The organism is Gelidibacter sp. (assembly GCF_035515035.1).
Lineage (GTDB): Bacteria > Bacteroidota > Bacteroidia > Flavobacteriales > Flavobacteriaceae > Gelidibacter.
In genome coordinates this window covers 59309-76891 of sequence record NZ_DATJCA010000068.1, presented here as the reverse complement: position 1 = coordinate 76891, position 17583 = coordinate 59309, and the positions used below count along the sequence as shown (strand labels likewise).

The 17583-nt window shown below is 39.3% G+C and carries 10 protein-coding genes; 6 read left to right on the top strand and 4 right to left on the bottom strand.

The genetic code is table 11. The annotated features are described in order from the left end of the window. Positions 1–6 precede the first annotated feature (6 nt). The gene (locus VLZ86_RS05570; protein WP_325449575.1) at positions 7–357 is read left to right on the top strand and encodes a DUF488 domain-containing protein; all 351 of its coding nucleotides are present in this window, start codon (positions 7–9) and stop codon (positions 355–357) included. Positions 358–425: 68 nt separating this feature from the next. On the opposite strand, the gene VLZ86_RS05565 is transcribed toward VLZ86_RS05570, so the two are convergent. The 4 genes from VLZ86_RS05565 to VLZ86_RS05550 form a co-directional block, all read right to left on the bottom strand. After that, a complete protein-coding gene (locus VLZ86_RS05565; RefSeq protein ID WP_325449572.1) occupies positions 426–3287 on the bottom strand; it encodes an alpha-amylase family glycosyl hydrolase in 2862 nt (953 codons plus the stop codon). 63 nt (positions 3288–3350) lie between these two features. Next, positions 3351–4700 (bottom strand): SusE domain-containing protein, encoded by a 1350-nt coding sequence (locus VLZ86_RS05560; RefSeq protein ID WP_325449570.1) that lies wholly within the window; start codon positions 4698–4700, stop codon positions 3351–3353. Positions 4701–4712: 12 nt separating this feature from the next. Then, on the bottom strand, positions 4713–6311 hold the full coding sequence (locus tag VLZ86_RS05555) for a RagB/SusD family nutrient uptake outer membrane protein (RefSeq protein ID WP_325449568.1): 1599 nt from the start codon (positions 6309–6311) through the stop codon (positions 4713–4715). Positions 6312–6339: 28 nt separating this feature from the next. Further along, positions 6340–9243 (bottom strand): SusC/RagA family TonB-linked outer membrane protein, encoded by a 2904-nt coding sequence (locus VLZ86_RS05550; protein ID WP_325449566.1) that lies wholly within the window; start codon positions 9241–9243, stop codon positions 6340–6342. A gap of 285 nt (positions 9244–9528) precedes the next feature. Here VLZ86_RS05550 and VLZ86_RS05545 point away from each other — a divergent pair, with 285 nt between their 5' ends. From VLZ86_RS05545 to VLZ86_RS05525, 5 genes are all read left to right on the top strand, one after another. Further along, positions 9529–10569: a LacI family DNA-binding transcriptional regulator gene (locus VLZ86_RS05545; protein WP_325449564.1), complete on the top strand. Its 1041-nt coding sequence runs from the start codon at positions 9529–9531 to the stop codon at positions 10567–10569. Between the two features lie 308 nt (positions 10570–10877). Next, the gene (locus VLZ86_RS05540) at positions 10878–12410 is read left to right on the top strand and encodes an MFS transporter (protein ID WP_325449601.1); all 1533 of its coding nucleotides are present in this window, start codon (positions 10878–10880) and stop codon (positions 12408–12410) included. Beyond that, positions 12403–13059, top strand: a complete 657-nt coding sequence (gene pgmB, locus VLZ86_RS05535) for a beta-phosphoglucomutase (RefSeq protein WP_325449562.1) — start codon at positions 12403–12405, stop codon at positions 13057–13059. Before VLZ86_RS05540 ends, pgmB begins: the two co-directional genes overlap by 8 nt. A 192-nt stretch (positions 13060–13251) precedes the next feature. Continuing rightward, a complete protein-coding gene (locus tag VLZ86_RS05530) occupies positions 13252–15558 on the top strand; it encodes a glycoside hydrolase family 65 protein (protein ID WP_325449560.1) in 2307 nt (768 codons plus the stop codon). Positions 15559–15606: 48 nt separating this feature from the next. Beyond that, complete coding sequence (locus VLZ86_RS05525) at positions 15607–17457, top strand: glycoside hydrolase family 13 protein (RefSeq protein ID WP_325449558.1); 1851 nt, start codon at positions 15607–15609, stop codon at positions 17455–17457. Positions 17458–17583: the final 126 nt, after the last annotated feature.

Below are 17583 nucleotides of genomic sequence, written 5' to 3'. Positions count from 1 at the left end.
TTTGCTATGAAACCAATCCAAATAAAAAGGGTGTATGACGCGCCTTCAAAAAGTGATGGGTATCGGATCTTGATTGATCGGATTTGGCCTAGAGGAGTGTCTAAAGAAGATGCTGATTTGGACGACTGGAACAAGGATTTGGCACCGTCTACAGAATTGCGAAAATGGTTTGATCACGATCCTGATAAGTTTGACGATTTCTCTTTTAAATACAAGAAAGAATTAAAAGATAAAGTAGATGCCCTAAAACATCTGGGTCAAAAGGCGAAAGATCAAACAGTGACTTTGCTTTATGGTGCAAAGGATGAAACATATAATCAAGCCGTGGTTCTTAAGGAGGTTTTGGAAAATATTTAAGAAACTATAAAACAAAAAGAGCTTCCCGTTTACGAGAAGCTCTTTTTAAATAGCGGCGATTCCTTGGATTACATCTTAATTAACTTTGTAGTTAACACGTGTCCATTCTTGTTCTCTATTTTGATTAGATAAATACTTTGGTTCAAATCGGAAACATCGAAACTATCCGTTGGTGTAAAGTCGCCTTTAAATGATTTGATGCGTTTGCCGGTCAAATCATAAATATCCAGCAGCCTTACTTCTTTATTCACTTTAAAAGTGTTGTTGACAGGATTTGGAAAAATGGCAAAATCTGAAACATTTTCAAAATTCTCCATACTCAATGTTGATGCTTTATTTCCAAAAATTCTAAACTGACCTGCAGCAATGTTTACGGTTTCACTATTATAAGTAGTGCTACCGGTGGCATCCATCAAATCATACCAGGTTTGGCCCGTCGGGATGGCAGTATTCATCGTCTTTGCAGTCACATCAAAATTTGCCAAAACAATAACCTTGTTAAGTGCACCATCAGATAAATTGTTGTCAAATAGTTCTATGGATGGCGTCAGGTTATTGGAAGTCATCGTATAATCGCCTTTAAATACGGGTTCATTGGTTTTTAATGCAATCAGACGCGCCCAATCATTATAGATTTTATTTCTATTAGTGTCACCAGTCCAATTTTGTGTCCATTGGGGCTGTGGTTTAGTGTCCAGTTTACAATCGCCGTCCGGACCTCCAGGAACATTAACGGAACCGTTATTACAAGTAAAAATAGAGTTTTCCATGCCCAATTCGCCAAAATGCCAAATCATTTTCGGACCTGGGACGGTTAAGGTCACGGCACCCAACGCCGACATTCTTGACAGTGCAGTGTTTAAATCTTTAACATTATGAGAACTGTTGGTGCTGTTCCCGTACATCAAATTCTTGTACATCAAACGCTCTTCATCATGACTTTCGGCATACCCTATAACACGTGGTCCTTGAAACGAGGGTCTCGATTTGTGTCCAATTCCACTAATATCTGCGGTATATCCCATGGTCAATTCATTATAAGCATAATTCATATTCCCCCACATCATCACGCCTTTACCTTCATTGTACTTGTAATTGGCCCATTCCTTTTCTTCGTTTTCTGAACCTAAATGTTCAAAAATAACGTAATGGGTTGGATCCAGGGACCAGGAATAATCGGCATAGTCTTTTAAAATTGCCACCCGATCAGCTTGATAGGCATTGGTGCAGCCTTCGTTATTTTCAGTACAGTTTTGAGTAAAGCCTTTGGTCAAATCCCATCGGAACCCGTCAATCTTAAATTCTTCAATCCAATGTTTTACAACTCTTTTTACGTACTCTTTTGTTCTTGGATTAGAATGATCAAAATCTGAACCTACGTTGTAAGCGTGTCTTGGTGTCGTGTTAAAATACGGGTTCTCATTGCTTGGACTTCCCCAACCATCGCCATCAGGATCATTCATCCACATGCGGACCATCGGATTTCTCCCAAAAGCGTGGTTGAGTGCCACATCTAAGATAACGGCGATCCCATTTTGATGACAGACATCAATAAACTCCTTAAACTTATTTTCAGTGCCATAAAACTTGTCCAAAGCCATATGGAAAGCCGTATTGTAGCCCCAGCTCTCATTGCCTTCAAATTCCATCACGGGTAAAAGTTCAATGGCATTGATATTCAGATTTTTAAAATAATCCATCCTATCAATCAAATCCTGAAAATTTCGGTTGGAGCCAAAATCCCTGACCAAGACTTCATACACCACCAAATCATCTTTTTGAGGTTTGGTGAAATTGGTGACTTGCCAGTTGTAGGGCGTTTGACCGGTTTGTAACACGGTCACTTCACGCTCTTGTCCGGCAGGATAAGCGGGAAGGTTAGGGTAAGTGGATGCAGGAATATTGGGGTCATCAAACGGTGATAACACCAAGGTTGAATAAGGATCGGCTGTTTTTACTATTTTTGGAGAATTAGCAACGGGCGTATGATCCACCACCCAATATTGGTAGGTCTCTACTTTTCCTGGCGTCAATCCTGTCAATCTGATCCAAAACTTATTGTTGCGTGTTGGATCTTTCTTCATGGCATAAGTGGCATCTGGCTGCCAGTCATTAAAACTTCCGGCAACGTACACAAAATCCTTACCTGAAGCATAAAGAACCAATACCGCCTCTGTAGGACTTAAATAGGTGATTCCATCTTGATAGGTGGTTGGCATAATTGCTACGCTTGATCCAGGATCTACCAACACTGAAAAACTTTTAACAATGGTGTTTCCACCCAAGGTAACCTCCAATTGAAAAGTGGTATTTCGTGTAATATTGGCTTGTGTAAAAGAATAATTGGAGATATTTGTTTGTGTATTGATAGGTGTTGGGTTTCCAGCTTCCTTTAATACATACGACGCATTTCCGCCGGTGTTTTCTGCGGAGATGCTGAGACTTTCTCCAGAATTAATAATAGTGGTAGAACCATCTGCTGGTTGGTTTAACACCACTCGGAAAGTTCCTACATCAACTAAAATGTCCTGGGATTTCTTGTCTCCAGAACCATCTTTTGCTTTTAATAAAAATCCAATACGCCCTATTCCTGTTCGGTTATAGAAGGTGTTGGGCGTAAAAGTGATGCTGTAGGTGTCATTTCCGCCATTATAAGTCAACTTATTGGCCTCAATTGATGCTTCCCAAGCGCCATTTGTTGGACTGTTTTGCTCATTACTGAGGTTGAGGTCATAAGACCACGACCATAAATAAAGGGAGTTGGTAGTCACTCCCCATGCGGCTTCGTTGATGCTGTTGCCGTTAAAGGTCAATGTGATGCTCTGGTTTTCTTCAAAAGGCGAAGGAGCTATACTATAAGTGACGTTCTGTTGTTGCGCGAACGTGAATAGTGGGATTAAAAAAAGTAATTTAAGGTAGAGATATTTCATATTTTATTTCCATTTAAATTAAAAAAAGGCTGTCATTTCTAACAGCCTTTTTACTTTCAAAGATTATTCTATTTTGTAAAGCTTGTACGTGTTGTCAGTAAGATCCATTCTGACGCGATATTTTCCTGCTTCGATTTCAATATCGTCACCTCCCGCATCCAAAGTGCCATCAGCTCCGTTGTCACCAAAGTCTGTGCCCCAAGCATTATTGGTTCGGAATTTAAATTTACCATCTATCAAGGTTACAATATCACCGATCCAAACATTTGGATGCACCTCAGTTAAGGCAAAATCAGGACCATCTTCCCCCCAATTGTTATAAGCGGAACCGACAATTCCCCATATTTCATCCTCTTCAATGGTATAGATATTGGAATTGAAATCTAAAGTTATGGTGTAATGTCCGGCTGTCACTTCTATATCATCTCCGCCTTGGTCTAAAGTACCATCTCCGCCATTGTCTCCAAAATCAATCGTCCATTGATTGTTTTGTCTGAATTTAATTTTACCATCAATCAATCTCACTCCTACTTTAAAAGTATCGGTCAAGTAATCATAATAAAACTTGGCATCAGGACCGTCCTCTCCCCAATTGTTGTATCCAGAACCTACTACACCCCAGGTAAATGGCTCAATGTTGTAAGTACTGTCGTTAACATTTAAGGTGATTTTATAATGACCTTCTGTAACTGCGATATTCGCTCCACCTTGTTCAAGTTTACCGTCTGCGCCATCATCTCCTAAATTATTTCCCCAATCATTGTTTTCGCGGAATTTGATTTCGCCAGTTATTAAGGATACGTAAGAAACAAACACCCCCGTAGTTGACGTGGTATAGAATTTACCATCTGGTATGCCACCTTCAGCCCAGTTATTATAACCGGAACCAACAATGCCCCATGTTGATTCAGTAATCCCACTGCCACCAGTCGTAGCTTCTTGAAGGACTACGGAAATGGTTTTGGTGTCAGAGAATATTTCTGTATTACTGCCACCACTTCCAACGTAAGCCCGTACTCTAACTGCAAAAGAGCCCGTGTTTGGTTCTGGTGTTGCAGGATTAGAATCCAAACCAGCTTCAGTAGCTGCAGCCATCATTTGGCCAATGGTCATTGCAATTTCATTACCTGAGGTTGTACCTACCAATACCGCATCACTGAAATCACCTTTAATGGAACGTTGTAAATCATAGGACACGTTGGTTGGAACCCCAAAATCGGCGCTGTTCCATGTAAAACGTTCACCAAGATTACTTCCCGTAGTAGATGTCAAAATATATTCTGGCAAGATGGTATTTGTTAAAACAAATTCACCTGGTTCTTGAGCTATGAAAATGACATCGTCATCAGTTTCACAAGAATTTAGCCCAATCATGGCTAAAATAAATAAGCTAAATATTTTAAAATTTTTCATGTGTTTGTTTTTTTAATATCCTTGGTTTTGTTCTAAGTTGGTGTTGATACCTAAATCTGTTGCAGGCAAAGGCATGAGGTCTCTAAAAGCTTCTGTGGTTGCACCTTGAGGCACATTTCTTTTCCAAGGCCAGATGCCTTGATCAGAAAATTGACCAAATCTGATCAAATCCGTTCTTCTGTGTGCTTCCCAGAATAATTCTCTTGAGCGCTCAGACAAAATAAAATTGAGCGTCAAGTCGGCTTGATTTATATGGCCCATGTTATTGCCATAGGCTCTTGTTCTCAATTGGTTGATATAAGTTACTGCATCTGCGGCACTCCCACCACCACCTCTAACAAATGCTTCCGCATACATAAGATAGGCATCAGCCAATCTAAACATTGGGAAATCCGTATCAGGAATATCTCCCGTTGGATCTGATCCAGCTTCGCCATTTACTTTTACGTTTCTAAACTTTTCTACTGCAAATCCTTGAGTAAATGTTGAGGTGTTATTGATCTCTTTTGTTTGACCATCGGTGTAAAACAAGGCTCTACCGTCTGGAGAGTTAGCTTCTCCGGGAAATTGTTCTACCAATGCAGAGGTGGTTCTTAAACCTGCCCATCCGCCGTTAATTCCATAATCAGCAGGTTTCATACTACCGCCTACTGCTGCATGGATCAAGAAGGTCATTCCTCCAAAGGATTGGGTATGTAATCCATCAAAAGTGATTGGAAAAATTACTTCTGATTGTGAGCCGTTACTGTCATTATCTGCTAAAAACAGATGGAAATAAGGATTTGTTGAGATGGTGTATCCTGCCCCGATTACCTTAGTCGTATAAGTTATGACCTCAGTATAGCGAGGTGTACCTGTGTACACTTCGGCATTTAAGTAAATTTTGGAAAGCAACATCCAAACTGCAGCTTGGTCCGCTCTTCCATATTCGTTTTGTCTTGCGGCGACAATCTCGTTTTCGATGGCGAGCAATTCTGATTCGATAAAGTTAAAAAGGTCTGCACGCTTAATTTGTTCTGGTAGAAAGGCGCCAATTGGGTCTTCTTCTGTAACAAATGGGACGTTTCCAAATAAATCCAGAGCATGCCAATAAGTTAATGCACGCATAAAACGAGCTTCAGCGCGATAGTTTTGGATGTCTGAGCGTAAGCTGGCGTCCACTCCACGGGCATCTAATTTAGCATCGGCAGTTTGACGTAAAAACTCATTGGTCAATGCCACTTGATAAAATATTCTGCTGTACATGGTACGGATAAATTCATTACCAGACGTCCAGGTTTGCGCATGTAAGTCTTTAATGGTACCATCATTCCATCCAACGATGGCCTCATCCGTAGTGAGTTCCTGCATGGACCAATACAAACGTAAATAGTTGGAAAATCCTTCATCCAATCCAGTTAAATCTGGGTTTCCAGCTGGTCCTTCCTGGCCGCTGACAGAGATGCCCGCATATAATTTAGCTAGAAAAGATTTATAGGCGCCAGGTTCTTCAAAGGCTGCTTCCGCCGTAAGACGATTGTCTTCAGGTTGTAAATCTAAATTGCTCTCACAGGATTGTGCGAAAAGCACGATTGTAAAGGCAAGAAAGATATTTTTAAGTGTTCTTAACATAACATTGTGTTTAATATTATTCATGATATTAAAATGTAAAATTTAGTCCCAATACAAAAGTCTGTGGTCTCGGATAGAAATTATTATCTATACCATTAGAAATTTCAGGATCTAAACCGTTGAATTTCGTTAGCGTCACTAAGTTGGTTGCGGTTAATGACATTCTCAAGTCCACTTTTTCACCAGGAATTAAATAGCCTAAGGACACGTTGTCCAATTTCACGAAATCCGCTCGGCTGATATAATAATCAGAAAAGAGATTTTGGTTGTTGAAATTTGTATCGAACACACTTGTATGGCCGTTCACATAATATTGGCCCGGTGCATCATTGATGGTGGTTATATTTCCTCTGTCTGAAGCGACGTTATCATACATATAATTCCCAAAACTTCCTCTGAACGTAAAACTAAAATCTAAATTCTTGTAATTTAAAGTGTTGGTGAATCCCATGTAGGCATCAGGAGATGCTTTTTTATAAGCTTGTTTATCGGCTTCGGTAATTTGGTTGTCGCCGTTTACATCAACATAAGCACCTTCTATAGGTTTTCCCGCGGTATCATAAACCTGTCTAAATACATAAAAAGTAGACGGATCTAAACCTTCTTTCCACAACTGAATATTATTACCTGTGCCACCGCTAATACCACCTTGGGCGATGAAGAAGTTTGGATCTTCACCTAGGCTCAATTTCGTAATTTTATTTTCTTGGAAAGTGACGTTAAAGCCCATGTCCCAATTAAAATCTGTTGATCTTGCCAAAGCACCGTTTAAACTGATCTCAATACCTTTACTCAAAACCGATCCGACGTTGGTGGTTAACAAATCTGAAAGGTTTGAACCTGCAGCTGTTGGAATGGTCGCCAACAAATCTGTAGTTTCTCTATAATACGCATCAACAGTTCCTGTTAAACGCTCATTAAAGAACCCAAAATCTAAAGCAACGTTGTATTGCGACGTTTCTTCCCATTTAAGGTTTTCATCAAACTCCTCAGGGCGTAACGTATTTATAAATTGTGGAACTCCATTGACGTATCCAAATTGAACACTGGCGTCTGATCTACCTGGGCTATAAATACCTAAGTAGCCATAATTTTGACCAATCTCTTGTTGACCGGTTTTACCCCAACCGGCTCTCAATTTTAGATTTGAGAACAACGAGTTTTTTAAAAATTCTTCATTGGTCATTTTCCATCCTATAGAAACACCAGGGAAATTACTCCATCGATTATCTGCTCCAAATCGTGAAGATCCATCACGTCTTAAAGACAAAGACAAAAGATATTTGTTGTCAAAGTCAAAACTTGCACGTGCAAAATAAGACTCCAATGCATTTCTATTGATTATGGTTGGACGTTCAACAAAACTTCCAGAAGATTCTGTTTCACTACGATCAGATTTGATGTAAAACTCCTGATATGAATGTCCTGCAGTTAAATCCATATTTGTATTAATGGATTCTAAGGTTGTTTTGTAATTGAAATAGAAATCCAACAACGAGTTTCTGTTGAGGCCTTCGTAAAAATTCTCGTAATTAATGCTTCCCGGTTTATTAGGACTGGCAGGACTGTATTGTTTACCTGAAAGTTCAGAATAATCAAGACCCGCATTCAAATTGAATTTTAAACCTTCCAAAAACGGGAGGTTATAATCGATATTGAAATTCGTGATATTTCGTTGGTTACGAGCTCTGTTATTATTGTTGGCCAATGTGAAAACAGGGTTGGTAAAAGCCAAGTTTTGGCCCACATGCTGAAAGTATGATCCATCTGGATTGTATACCGCCTGGGTTGGATCAAATCCTACCGCTGCACCAATCGCACCTTTGTCGGCGTATTTGTTGTCATCTAAAATACCTTTTGTGGTTAAGGTCAGTTTTAAATTGTTGTTTAAAAGACGTTTGACAGCAGAAAGGTTGATGGAATTTCGTTCGTATAAATCGCCAGTTAAAACCCCTTGCTGTGAGGTATGGTTGATATTGGCGCGAAAGTTAAAGGTGTCATAACCTTCAGAAATGGTAATATTATGAATCGCTCCAACGGCAGTTTGATAAATATGTTTCTGCCAGTCGGTGTTGGCATTTCCTAATAAACTAGCATTGTAATTGGAATCCGTGAGGGCAATTGCTCTAACTTGATCTGCCGAAAGGACGTCTACATAATCGTTGACTGTAGCTACGGACGCTTTCAGGTCGTATTCTACTTTAAATGGCGAATTGGTTTTTCCTTTCTTGGTGGTGATCAAAATCACACCGTTGGATGCCCTCGAACCATAAATTGCGGTTGCTGAAGCATCTTTAAGGATGACAAAATCCTCAATGTCATTTGGATTGATGGCGTTCAATTGATTTCTTACCCCTTGCACACCACCTTGGTCCAATGGCAAACCATCTACAACAATTAGCGGTGAATTGTTAGCGGATAGCGATGCACCACCTCTAATTCTGATTTCCGAGCCACCACCTGGATCTCCACCTCCAGAGGTAATACGTACCCCGGCAGATTTTCCTGCCAATAATTGTTCAGGAGATACAATGGCTCCTTGATTAAATTCTTTTTCACCTATTTTTTCAACCGCACCTGTAGCGTCTTGCTTAGTTGTTGAGCCATATCCAATCAAAACAATTTCGTCCAATTGCGCGGTATCTTCTTTAAGTACCACGTTCAAACGTTGTTGTCCTGTATAGATGAGTTCCTGAGCGGCATAACCAACATAAGAAAACACAACGACATCGCCGTTATTTACGCTGATGCTGAAGTTACCATCAAAATCTGTAGTTGTTCCTGTGGTAGTTCCTTTAATTACAATATTTACGCCCGGTAGGGGTAATGCGTAAGCTTCATCTGTTACGGTCCCAGAAACAGTGGTTTGAGACCACATGACTGAGGGCATTAAAAATACCAATAACATTAAGCTATTCATAAATGTTTTCATACACGATTTTTAAAGTTGATTGTGTTAATAATTCACTTTTATTTTCACTTCTTGGGTTAAACTTAAATAAATAATAAATGGATTTCGGAAATAACATTGTCATATTCATAGCGAAAACGTTTTCGTGTTGACAACTTTTTTCTATTTGGGGGGAATGATTTAAATATAACCAAAAAATCACGAATTTAGTAACAATGCCATACCTTTAGTTTTCGCTATTGAATTTGTAGTTAATTATAATTACATTATCGGCGGTTAAATGCCATTTTTTGACGATAGGTTAATATGAAAAAGAAAATCACTTTAAAACAAATAGCACGAGAATTGGATGTCTCCATTTCAACAGTGTCTAAAGCGTTGAGAGACAGTATTGAAATTAGTGAGGACACCCGACAAAAAGTACAGGCTTTTGCCAAACTTTACAATTATAGGCCCAATAACATCGCACTAAGTCTTAAAAACCGAAAAACTAAAACCATCGGGGTTATTATTCCTGAAATCGTGCATCATTTTTTTTCCAAAGTCATCAGGGGCATTGAGTTGGTCGCAAATAAAAGAGGCTATAACGTAATTATCGGGCTTTCCAATGAGTCCTTTGATAAAGAGGTGATCAACATGCAAATGTTGGCCAATGGCAGTATTGACGGGTTTATTCTTTCCATTGCGAAGGAAACGTTACAACAACAAGATTACCATCATTTTAAGGAAACCATTAACCAAGGGATGCCTATTGTGATGTTCGACCGTATAGTGAATGAGATCCACTGTGATAAAGTGATCATTGATGATTTAAAAGGCTCAAAAAATGCGGTGGCAAAATTGCTGTCCAATGGTTGTAAAAATGTGGCCATTATTACTACGAAAGATTATGTTAGCGTTGGAAAACTAAGAACTCAGGGCTATTTGGAAGCTTTAGAGGCCTATGAAATTACTCCAGATACAAATTTAATTCTAAAAGTAGATGACGAATTGGTCTCTGAAGACCATTTAGAGTCTTTGGAAAGGGAGATTGAAGGCTTGTTTAAGAATAATCAAAATATCGATGGTGTTTTTGCAGTGAATGAGCTGTATGCCATTATAGCCATGAAAGTGGCTCGTAATCTGGACATGAAAATCCCAGAAGATATTCAGTTTATTGGCTTTACTGATGGGGTGCTTTCTAAGCATGCTACCCCCAGTTTGACGACGGTAAGTCAACATGGTCAGGAAATGGGGGAGGCCGCAGCAAAACTGCTGATAGACAATCTTGAGCGTGATGATGAGGAAGAGCGCTATACCACAATTGTTATTGAAACTGAACTCGTTGAAAGAAATTCGACAAAATAAGAAGACTTTCTACTGCAAAGAACAAGAAAGATCAATAACAGCTCACGTAAAGGGTTAAGGGGCAGGGTGATATACAAAATAGTAGTACGACAGAATCAACGTCATAAACGTTAGTCGTTTCGTCCCATATCAACTCTAGGAAATAGAATGGAATGCCCGAAAGAAATTACTGTAGCATCAAAAATGTATTGCAGATTTAAAAACTTTACTATCTTTACCACATAATCAAAACTTTATTTTCACTTCTTAACAAATAAGTTTTGATAAGTTTTATCGCTTATCAATAGTATTAATATAAACATACTATGATGAAAAAGCGTACGCTTGGATTTTGGGAAATCTGGAACATGAGTTTCGGGTTTTTAGGAATCCAAATGGGCTTTGCCCTACAAAATGCTAACGTTAGCCGTATTTTCCAAACTTTAGGAGCTGAGATTGATGATATTCCAATCCTTTGGGTGGCTGCGCCATTGACGGGTTTAATTGTCCAGCCCATTATTGGCTATTTAAGTGATAAGACTTGGCATTCCCGTTTGGGACGTCGCCGGCCTTATTTCTTGGTTGGGGCAATTTTTGCCTCATTGGCTTTGTTTGTGATGCCCAATTCTCCCGTTTTGTGGGTGGCAGCAGGAATGCTCTGGATATTGGATGCTTCTATAAATGTCTCCATGGAACCATTTCGTGCCTTTGTTGGAGATAATCTTCCAGAAGAACAACGCACCAAAGGATTTGCCATGCAAAGTTTTTTCATTGGTATTGGCGCTTATGTAGCTTCCAAACTGCCATTAATGCTAACGTATATGGGAGTGGCCAATACGGCGCCAGAGGGGATTATTCCTGATTCGGTCAAGTATTCGTTTTACATTGGTGGTATTGCTTTTTTTCTTGCTGTTCTGTGGACAGTGATAAGATCTAAAGAATACACGCCTGAAGAAATGAAAGTTTTTGAAGAACAGGAAAAGGAATTTAAACCTGTCAGGGAAAGTTTTTCTGAAGAATGGTACCAAAAAAACGGAAAATCGCATCTGAGCAAAGGCATCATCATTTTGATCGTGGGTTTGATCTCCAGTTATTTGGTTTATACCTACGATTTGAAAAAGGATCTCTATGTTCTTACGTTAGGATTGATCACTTTTGGAGGGATCGCACTGATTATTTCAGGGTATTTGCAAACCAATAAAACCAGAAATGGTTTTGTAAACATTGTGAATGATTTTCAAATGATGCCAAAGGTCATGAAGCAATTGGCTTGGGTGCAGTTTTTCTCTTGGTTCTCATTATTTTCAATGTGGATTTACGCCACGGCTGCGGTAACTGAACATATTTATCAAACTACGGATACCACGTCCTTAGCATACAATACCGGTGCAAACCAAGTAGGTGAGATGTTCGCTAACTACAATATTATCGCTGCTGCAGTAGCGTTCTTATTGCCTTTATTGGCAAAAGCAACCAGCCGAAAATTTACACATTTCTTGGCTTTGGTAGCGGGCGGACTTGGAATGATGTCACTCTATTTTATTACCAATCCAACAACCTTCACTATTGAATGGTTGCCAATGATTGGTGTGGGAATTGCTTGGGCCAGTATTTTATCTGTGCCTTATGCCATGCTTTCAGGGGCGCTTCCCGCCTCCAAAATGGGCTACTATATGGGCGTGTTCAACTTCTTTATTGTGATTCCGCAATTGGTGGCCGCTTCAATCCTTGGATTTTTGGTGTCTAAATTTTTCAACAACGAACCTATTTATGCCTTATTGATTGGGGGCTGCTCGATGATTTTGGCAGGTATCCTTTCACTATTGGTAAACGACAAAGTAAATACAATAACAAATGACTAAAAAAGCATTCATATTCGACCTTGACGGCGTCATTGTGGACACTGCAAAATATCATTTTTTAGCTTGGAAGAAATTGGCAGCTACTATTGGTGTTGATTTTACAAAGCAGCAAAACGAGCAATTGAAAGGTGTCAGCAGAGTCAAATCATTGGAAAAAATCCTCGCTTGGGGGAATAAAACAATTACCGAAGCTGAATTTGCAAATCTCATGGCGCTTAAGAATACTGATTATCTGACTTATATAGATAAAATGGACGAACAGGAAATTCTTCCTGATGTCGCCAAAACTTTAGATTTTCTTAGGGATAAAAAGCAACATATCGCTTTGGGTTCTGCAAGTAAAAATGCAAGAATGATCTTGGAAAAAGTCAATATCCTCGAAAAATTTGACATTATCGTAGATGGGAATGACGTCACTAAAGGCAAACCAGATCCGGAAGTATTTTTAAAAGCGGCAGAACATTTAAATGTTCCAAACGAACACTGTGTGGTTTTTGAAGATGCGGTGGCGGGAATTCAAGCTGCAAATAATGCCGGAATGATTTCCATTGGAATTGGCGAAAAAGACATACTTCATGAAGCAGATTATGTCTTTACCGATTTTACGGAAATCGATATTGATTTTTTAAACGAGTTAATCAGCAGATAGTGCATAGTATTAAGAAAGAATAGTAACAAACAGGAACAACTTCATTGCCGACCCTTTGCGAATAGCTTTGCGTCCCTTGCAGTTAATAAAAACAAATAAACCACTAAACGTCATTCCGAACGAAGTGAAGGAATCTCATAATAAGATCGTCATATTATTTCAATCCTCGGAATAGCTTAATAATTATAACAAATGAATCAAGATTATATCGTACCAGACAATTGGTCTATTATAGAAGAAGGCTTTGATGCCGAGCGTGTCAAATCATCAGAAAGTATTTTTAGTATTGGTAATGGAGCCATGGGTCAACGCGCCAATTTTGAAGAGCACTATTCAGGAAATACCTTTCAGGGCAGTTATGTTGCCGGTGTTTATTATCCAGATAAAACCCGAGTAGGCTGGTGGAAAAACGGATATCCGGAATACTTTGCCAAAGTGCTCAACGCTCCAAATTGGATAGGAATCAATGTCACGGTCAACGGTGAAGTCTTGGATTTGGCAGCATGTAAAGAGGTGCGGGAATTTAGAAGGGAACTCAATATGAAAGAGGGCTGGTTGTCCAGAAGTTTTGAGGTAACGCTTCAAAATTCCATCGAACTTAAAGTGGAAACCAAACGATTTTTAAGTTTGGAGATGGATGAGGTTGGCGTCATTCAATACAATGTAACGCCTTTAAATAATGATGCCCAAATAGTTTTTGAGCCTTATCTCGATGCCGGAATCACCAATGAAGACAGCAATTGGGATGATAAATTCTGGAATATTTTAAGTGTTGATTCTGATGACGATCAAGCATATATTGTATCGCACACCATGATCACTAATTTCCATGTCTGTACTGCCATGCAGACCCAACTGTCTCTGAACGGGAAAGTTTTAAATGACACCCATACTATTAAAAAGACAGAGAAAACCATCGCTTTTGAATACAGTTCAAAAGTAGACAAGGGAGAGACTTTGACCATGACAAAATTCGGAGGCTATACCGTCGATCGCTATCATGACAAAAGCGACTTGGTTTCGATCGCAAAGAAAACCTTGACCAAAGCCTTAAAACTTGGCTTTGATCACATGCTTAAAGACCAAAAAGAAGCTTGGGCAAAAATTTGGAAGATGTCAGACATCACTATTGAAGGCGATGTCCGAGCACAACAAGGGATTCGTTTTAATATCATGCAACTCAATCATACTTATTTAGGTAAGGATGCCCGTTTAAATATTGGTCCGAAAGGCTTCACCGGTGAAAAATACGGCGGTAGCACCTATTGGGATACCGAAGCGTATTGTATTCCATTTTATATGGCTACCAAAGATCAAGAAGTGGCCAGGAATTTATTGACTTATCGTTATAATCACTTGGAAAAAGCCATTGAAAATGCGGAAAAACTCGGATTTAAAGATGGTGCTGCACTCTATCCAATGGTCACGATGAATGGTGAAGAATGCCACAACGAATGGGAAATTACCTTTCAGGAAATCCATCGTAACGGTGCCATCGCCTTTGCAATTTTCAATTACCACCGCTATACTGGCGATTTCAGTTATATCCCAGAAAAAGGATTGGAAGTGTTAATTGCCATTGCCCGTTTTTGGAAGCAGCGCGCAACCTTTTCGACCGATAAGAATAAGTATGTGATCTTGGGCGTAACAGGTCCGAATGAATACGAAAACAATATCAATAATAATTTCCACACCAATTATATCGCACAGTGGTGCCTAAATTATACCTTGGACATCATTTCCAAAATGAAGGATGACTATGCTTCAGATTTGAAACGTGTGGTAGGCAAAACGAAGCTTTTAGATAGCGAACTATCAGATTGGAAAGAGATTGCTTCCAAAATGTTCTTTCCATACTCAGAAGAACATCAAGTGTATTTACAACAGGACGGGTTTTTGGATAAGGAGTTGATTACGGTAAAAGATTTACCAAAATCAGAGCGTCCAATCAACCAAGTTTGGTCTTGGGATCGAATTTTGCGCTCGCCATACATCAAACAGGCGGATACACTTCAAAGTTTCTATTTCTTTGAGGATCAATTTTCAATAGACGAACTGGAACGTCATTTTGATTTTTACGAGCCGTTTACCGTCCATGAAAGTTCCTTGTCGCCATGTGTACACAGTATTCAGGCAGCAAAATTGGGCAGAATGGAACAGGCTTACCAGTTTTATTTGCGTACGTCACGTTTGGATTTGGACGATTACAACCACGAGGTGGAAGAAGGATTGCACATCACCTCCATGGCGGGCACTTGGATGAGTATTGTAGAGGGTTTTGGCGGCATGCGCGTTATTGATAACAAACTTTCTTTTGAGCCTAAAATCCCTGAGCAATGGGATTCTTATGCCTTTAAAATTAACTTTAGGAATCAGATTCTTGAAATAAGCGTTGGTAAAACCGAAACGAAATTTGAATTGGAAGGCAATGAAGCTATGGACATTTTGGTCCATGGAAAAAAAGTGACCATAAATCCGAATGATGTAGTCACCGTCTAAACTAAGCGTTATCCAATTGTAATTTCAAAATTTCAAAAATGAGATGGAATGAAGAACTTATTGAGCATTTTAATACTACTTTTAAGCATGACACTTTTTTCGCAAGTAGAAAAAATTGAACCTCCTTTTTGGTGGTCAGAAATGCATAATCCAGAACTTCAATTGATGGTTTATGGTAAGGAAATCGCACATTATGACGTGGCGTTTTCAAACACCATTCAAATTACCGATATCAAAAAAACCGAAAATACCAACTATCTGTTTATAACCATCAATACCAAGAACATAAATCCTGGCACCTATGAGCTTCAATTTTCAAAGGACAATAAAGTTCTTGAAACAAGACCGTATGAGTTAAAATCGCGTCGTGAGAATTCTGCCTTAAGAAAAGGTTTCGATTCCAGTGATTTGATTTATTTGATTATGCCAGATCGGTTTGCCAATGGAAATCCAGATAACGATAGTACGGATGATACCGTTGAAAAAGTGAATCGGGAGGAGCTTTCCGGACGTCATGGTGGCGATATTCAGGGTATCATTGACCATTTGGATTATTTAGACGACTTAGGTGTGACGGCAATTTGGAGCACGCCTCTTTTGGAAGACAATGAGCCCATTTATTCGTATCACACCTACGCACAGAGCGATTATTATAAAATTGATCCGCGCTTTGGAACGAATGAGGATTACCAGCGATTGGCATCAGAAATGCACAAGCGCGATATGAAACTCCTCATGGATTATGTAACCAATCATTGGGGAAGTAAGCATTGGATGATCCAGGATTTGCCATCTAAAGATTGGATCCATTATTGGGAACATGGGGAAAATGGATTTCAAAGAAGTAGTTACAGAATGACCACGCAGTTTGATTCCAACGCCTCTGAAGCCGATAAGGAAGCGTGTATGGACGGTTGGTTTGATACGACTATGCCAGACATCAATCAGAAAAACCCTTTGGCCTTGAACTATATGATCCAAAACGCCATTTGGTGGGTAGAATACGCTGATCTGGACGGATTCCGGGTAGATACCTATTCTTATAATGATAAGGAAGGAATTGCCAAATGGACCAAAGCGATTATGGACGAATATCCTAATTTCAACATTGCTGGAGAAGTGTGGATGCACAATCAGGCACAAATGGCGTATTGGCAAAAGGATAGTAAAATTGGAGCAATTGATAATTTCAATTCCCATTTACCAACCGTCATGGATTTTACACTTCACGACGCGATTCTGAAAATGTTTGCAGAAGATGAACAGGGTTGGGATAAAGGGATGATCAGAGCTTATGAAAACTTTGTCAATGATTTTCTATATCCAGACATCAACAATATGTTTGTGTTTGCTGGTAATCATGATACCAATCGGATCAATGAAATTTATGGGTCTGATGTCCGCACCTACAAAATGATCATGACACTTATTGCCACTGTCCGTGGGATTCCTCAAGTTTATTACGGTGACGAATTGGGCATGTTGGGAAATAAGGATTTAAAAGGTGATGGTGATATAAGACGCGATTTTCCTGGTGGATGGGAAGGCGATCCAATGAATGCTTTTACCCCAGAAGGAAGAACGGCTGAACAAACCGAATATTTCGAATTTTCAAAGAAAGTTTTTAACTGGCGAAAATCGAAATCGGTGATCCATTCGGGTAAAACGATGCACTTTGTTCCAGAGAATAATGTCTATGTGTATTTTAGATATAATTCTGACGATAAAGTGATGGTAATTATCAATAACAATCCTGAAGTTCAAACATTAGATTTGAAACGCTTTGGTGAAATGATTGGTTCAGCAACGAATGGCAAGGAAATGTTGTCTCAAGAAAGAATATCTTTGGAAAATACTTTGACTGTTGAAGGAAAAACTTCGATGATCATTGAGTTTTAAATTTCACGGATTTCACCCCAAATGGAATGAGGCTTCGAGAAGAAACAATTTTTAAACTTCAAATTGAGTTGCAAGGTTTCCACCTGTCCTCCGAAAGAGGAAAACCTTGTAGGTCTTATCAAATAA

Bases quoted from the DNA above. Each gene is read 5' to 3' on its own strand.
- VLZ86_RS05570 (WP_325449575.1), top strand. From the start codon at position 7: ATGAAACCAATCCAAATAAAAAGGGTGTATGACGCGCCTTCAAAAAGT.
- VLZ86_RS05565 (WP_325449572.1), bottom strand. From the start codon at position 3,287: ATGAAATATCTCTACCTTAAATTACTTTTTTTAATCCCACTATTCACG.
- VLZ86_RS05560 (WP_325449570.1), bottom strand. From the start codon at position 4,700: ATGAAAAATTTTAAAATATTTAGCTTATTTATTTTAGCCATGATTGGG.
- VLZ86_RS05555 (WP_325449568.1), bottom strand. From the start codon at position 6,311: ATGTTAAGAACACTTAAAAATATCTTTCTTGCCTTTACAATCGTGCTT.
- VLZ86_RS05550 (WP_325449566.1), bottom strand. From the start codon at position 9,243: ATGAAAACATTTATGAATAGCTTAATGTTATTGGTATTTTTAATGCCC.
- VLZ86_RS05545 (WP_325449564.1), top strand. From the start codon at position 9,529: ATGAAAAAGAAAATCACTTTAAAACAAATAGCACGAGAATTGGATGTC.
- VLZ86_RS05540 (WP_325449601.1), top strand. From the start codon at position 10,878: ATGAAAAAGCGTACGCTTGGATTTTGGGAAATCTGGAACATGAGTTTC.
- pgmB (WP_325449562.1), top strand. From the start codon at position 12,403: ATGACTAAAAAAGCATTCATATTCGACCTTGACGGCGTCATTGTGGAC.
- VLZ86_RS05530 (WP_325449560.1), top strand. From the start codon at position 13,252: ATGAATCAAGATTATATCGTACCAGACAATTGGTCTATTATAGAAGAA.
- VLZ86_RS05525 (WP_325449558.1), top strand. From the start codon at position 15,607: ATGAAGAACTTATTGAGCATTTTAATACTACTTTTAAGCATGACACTT.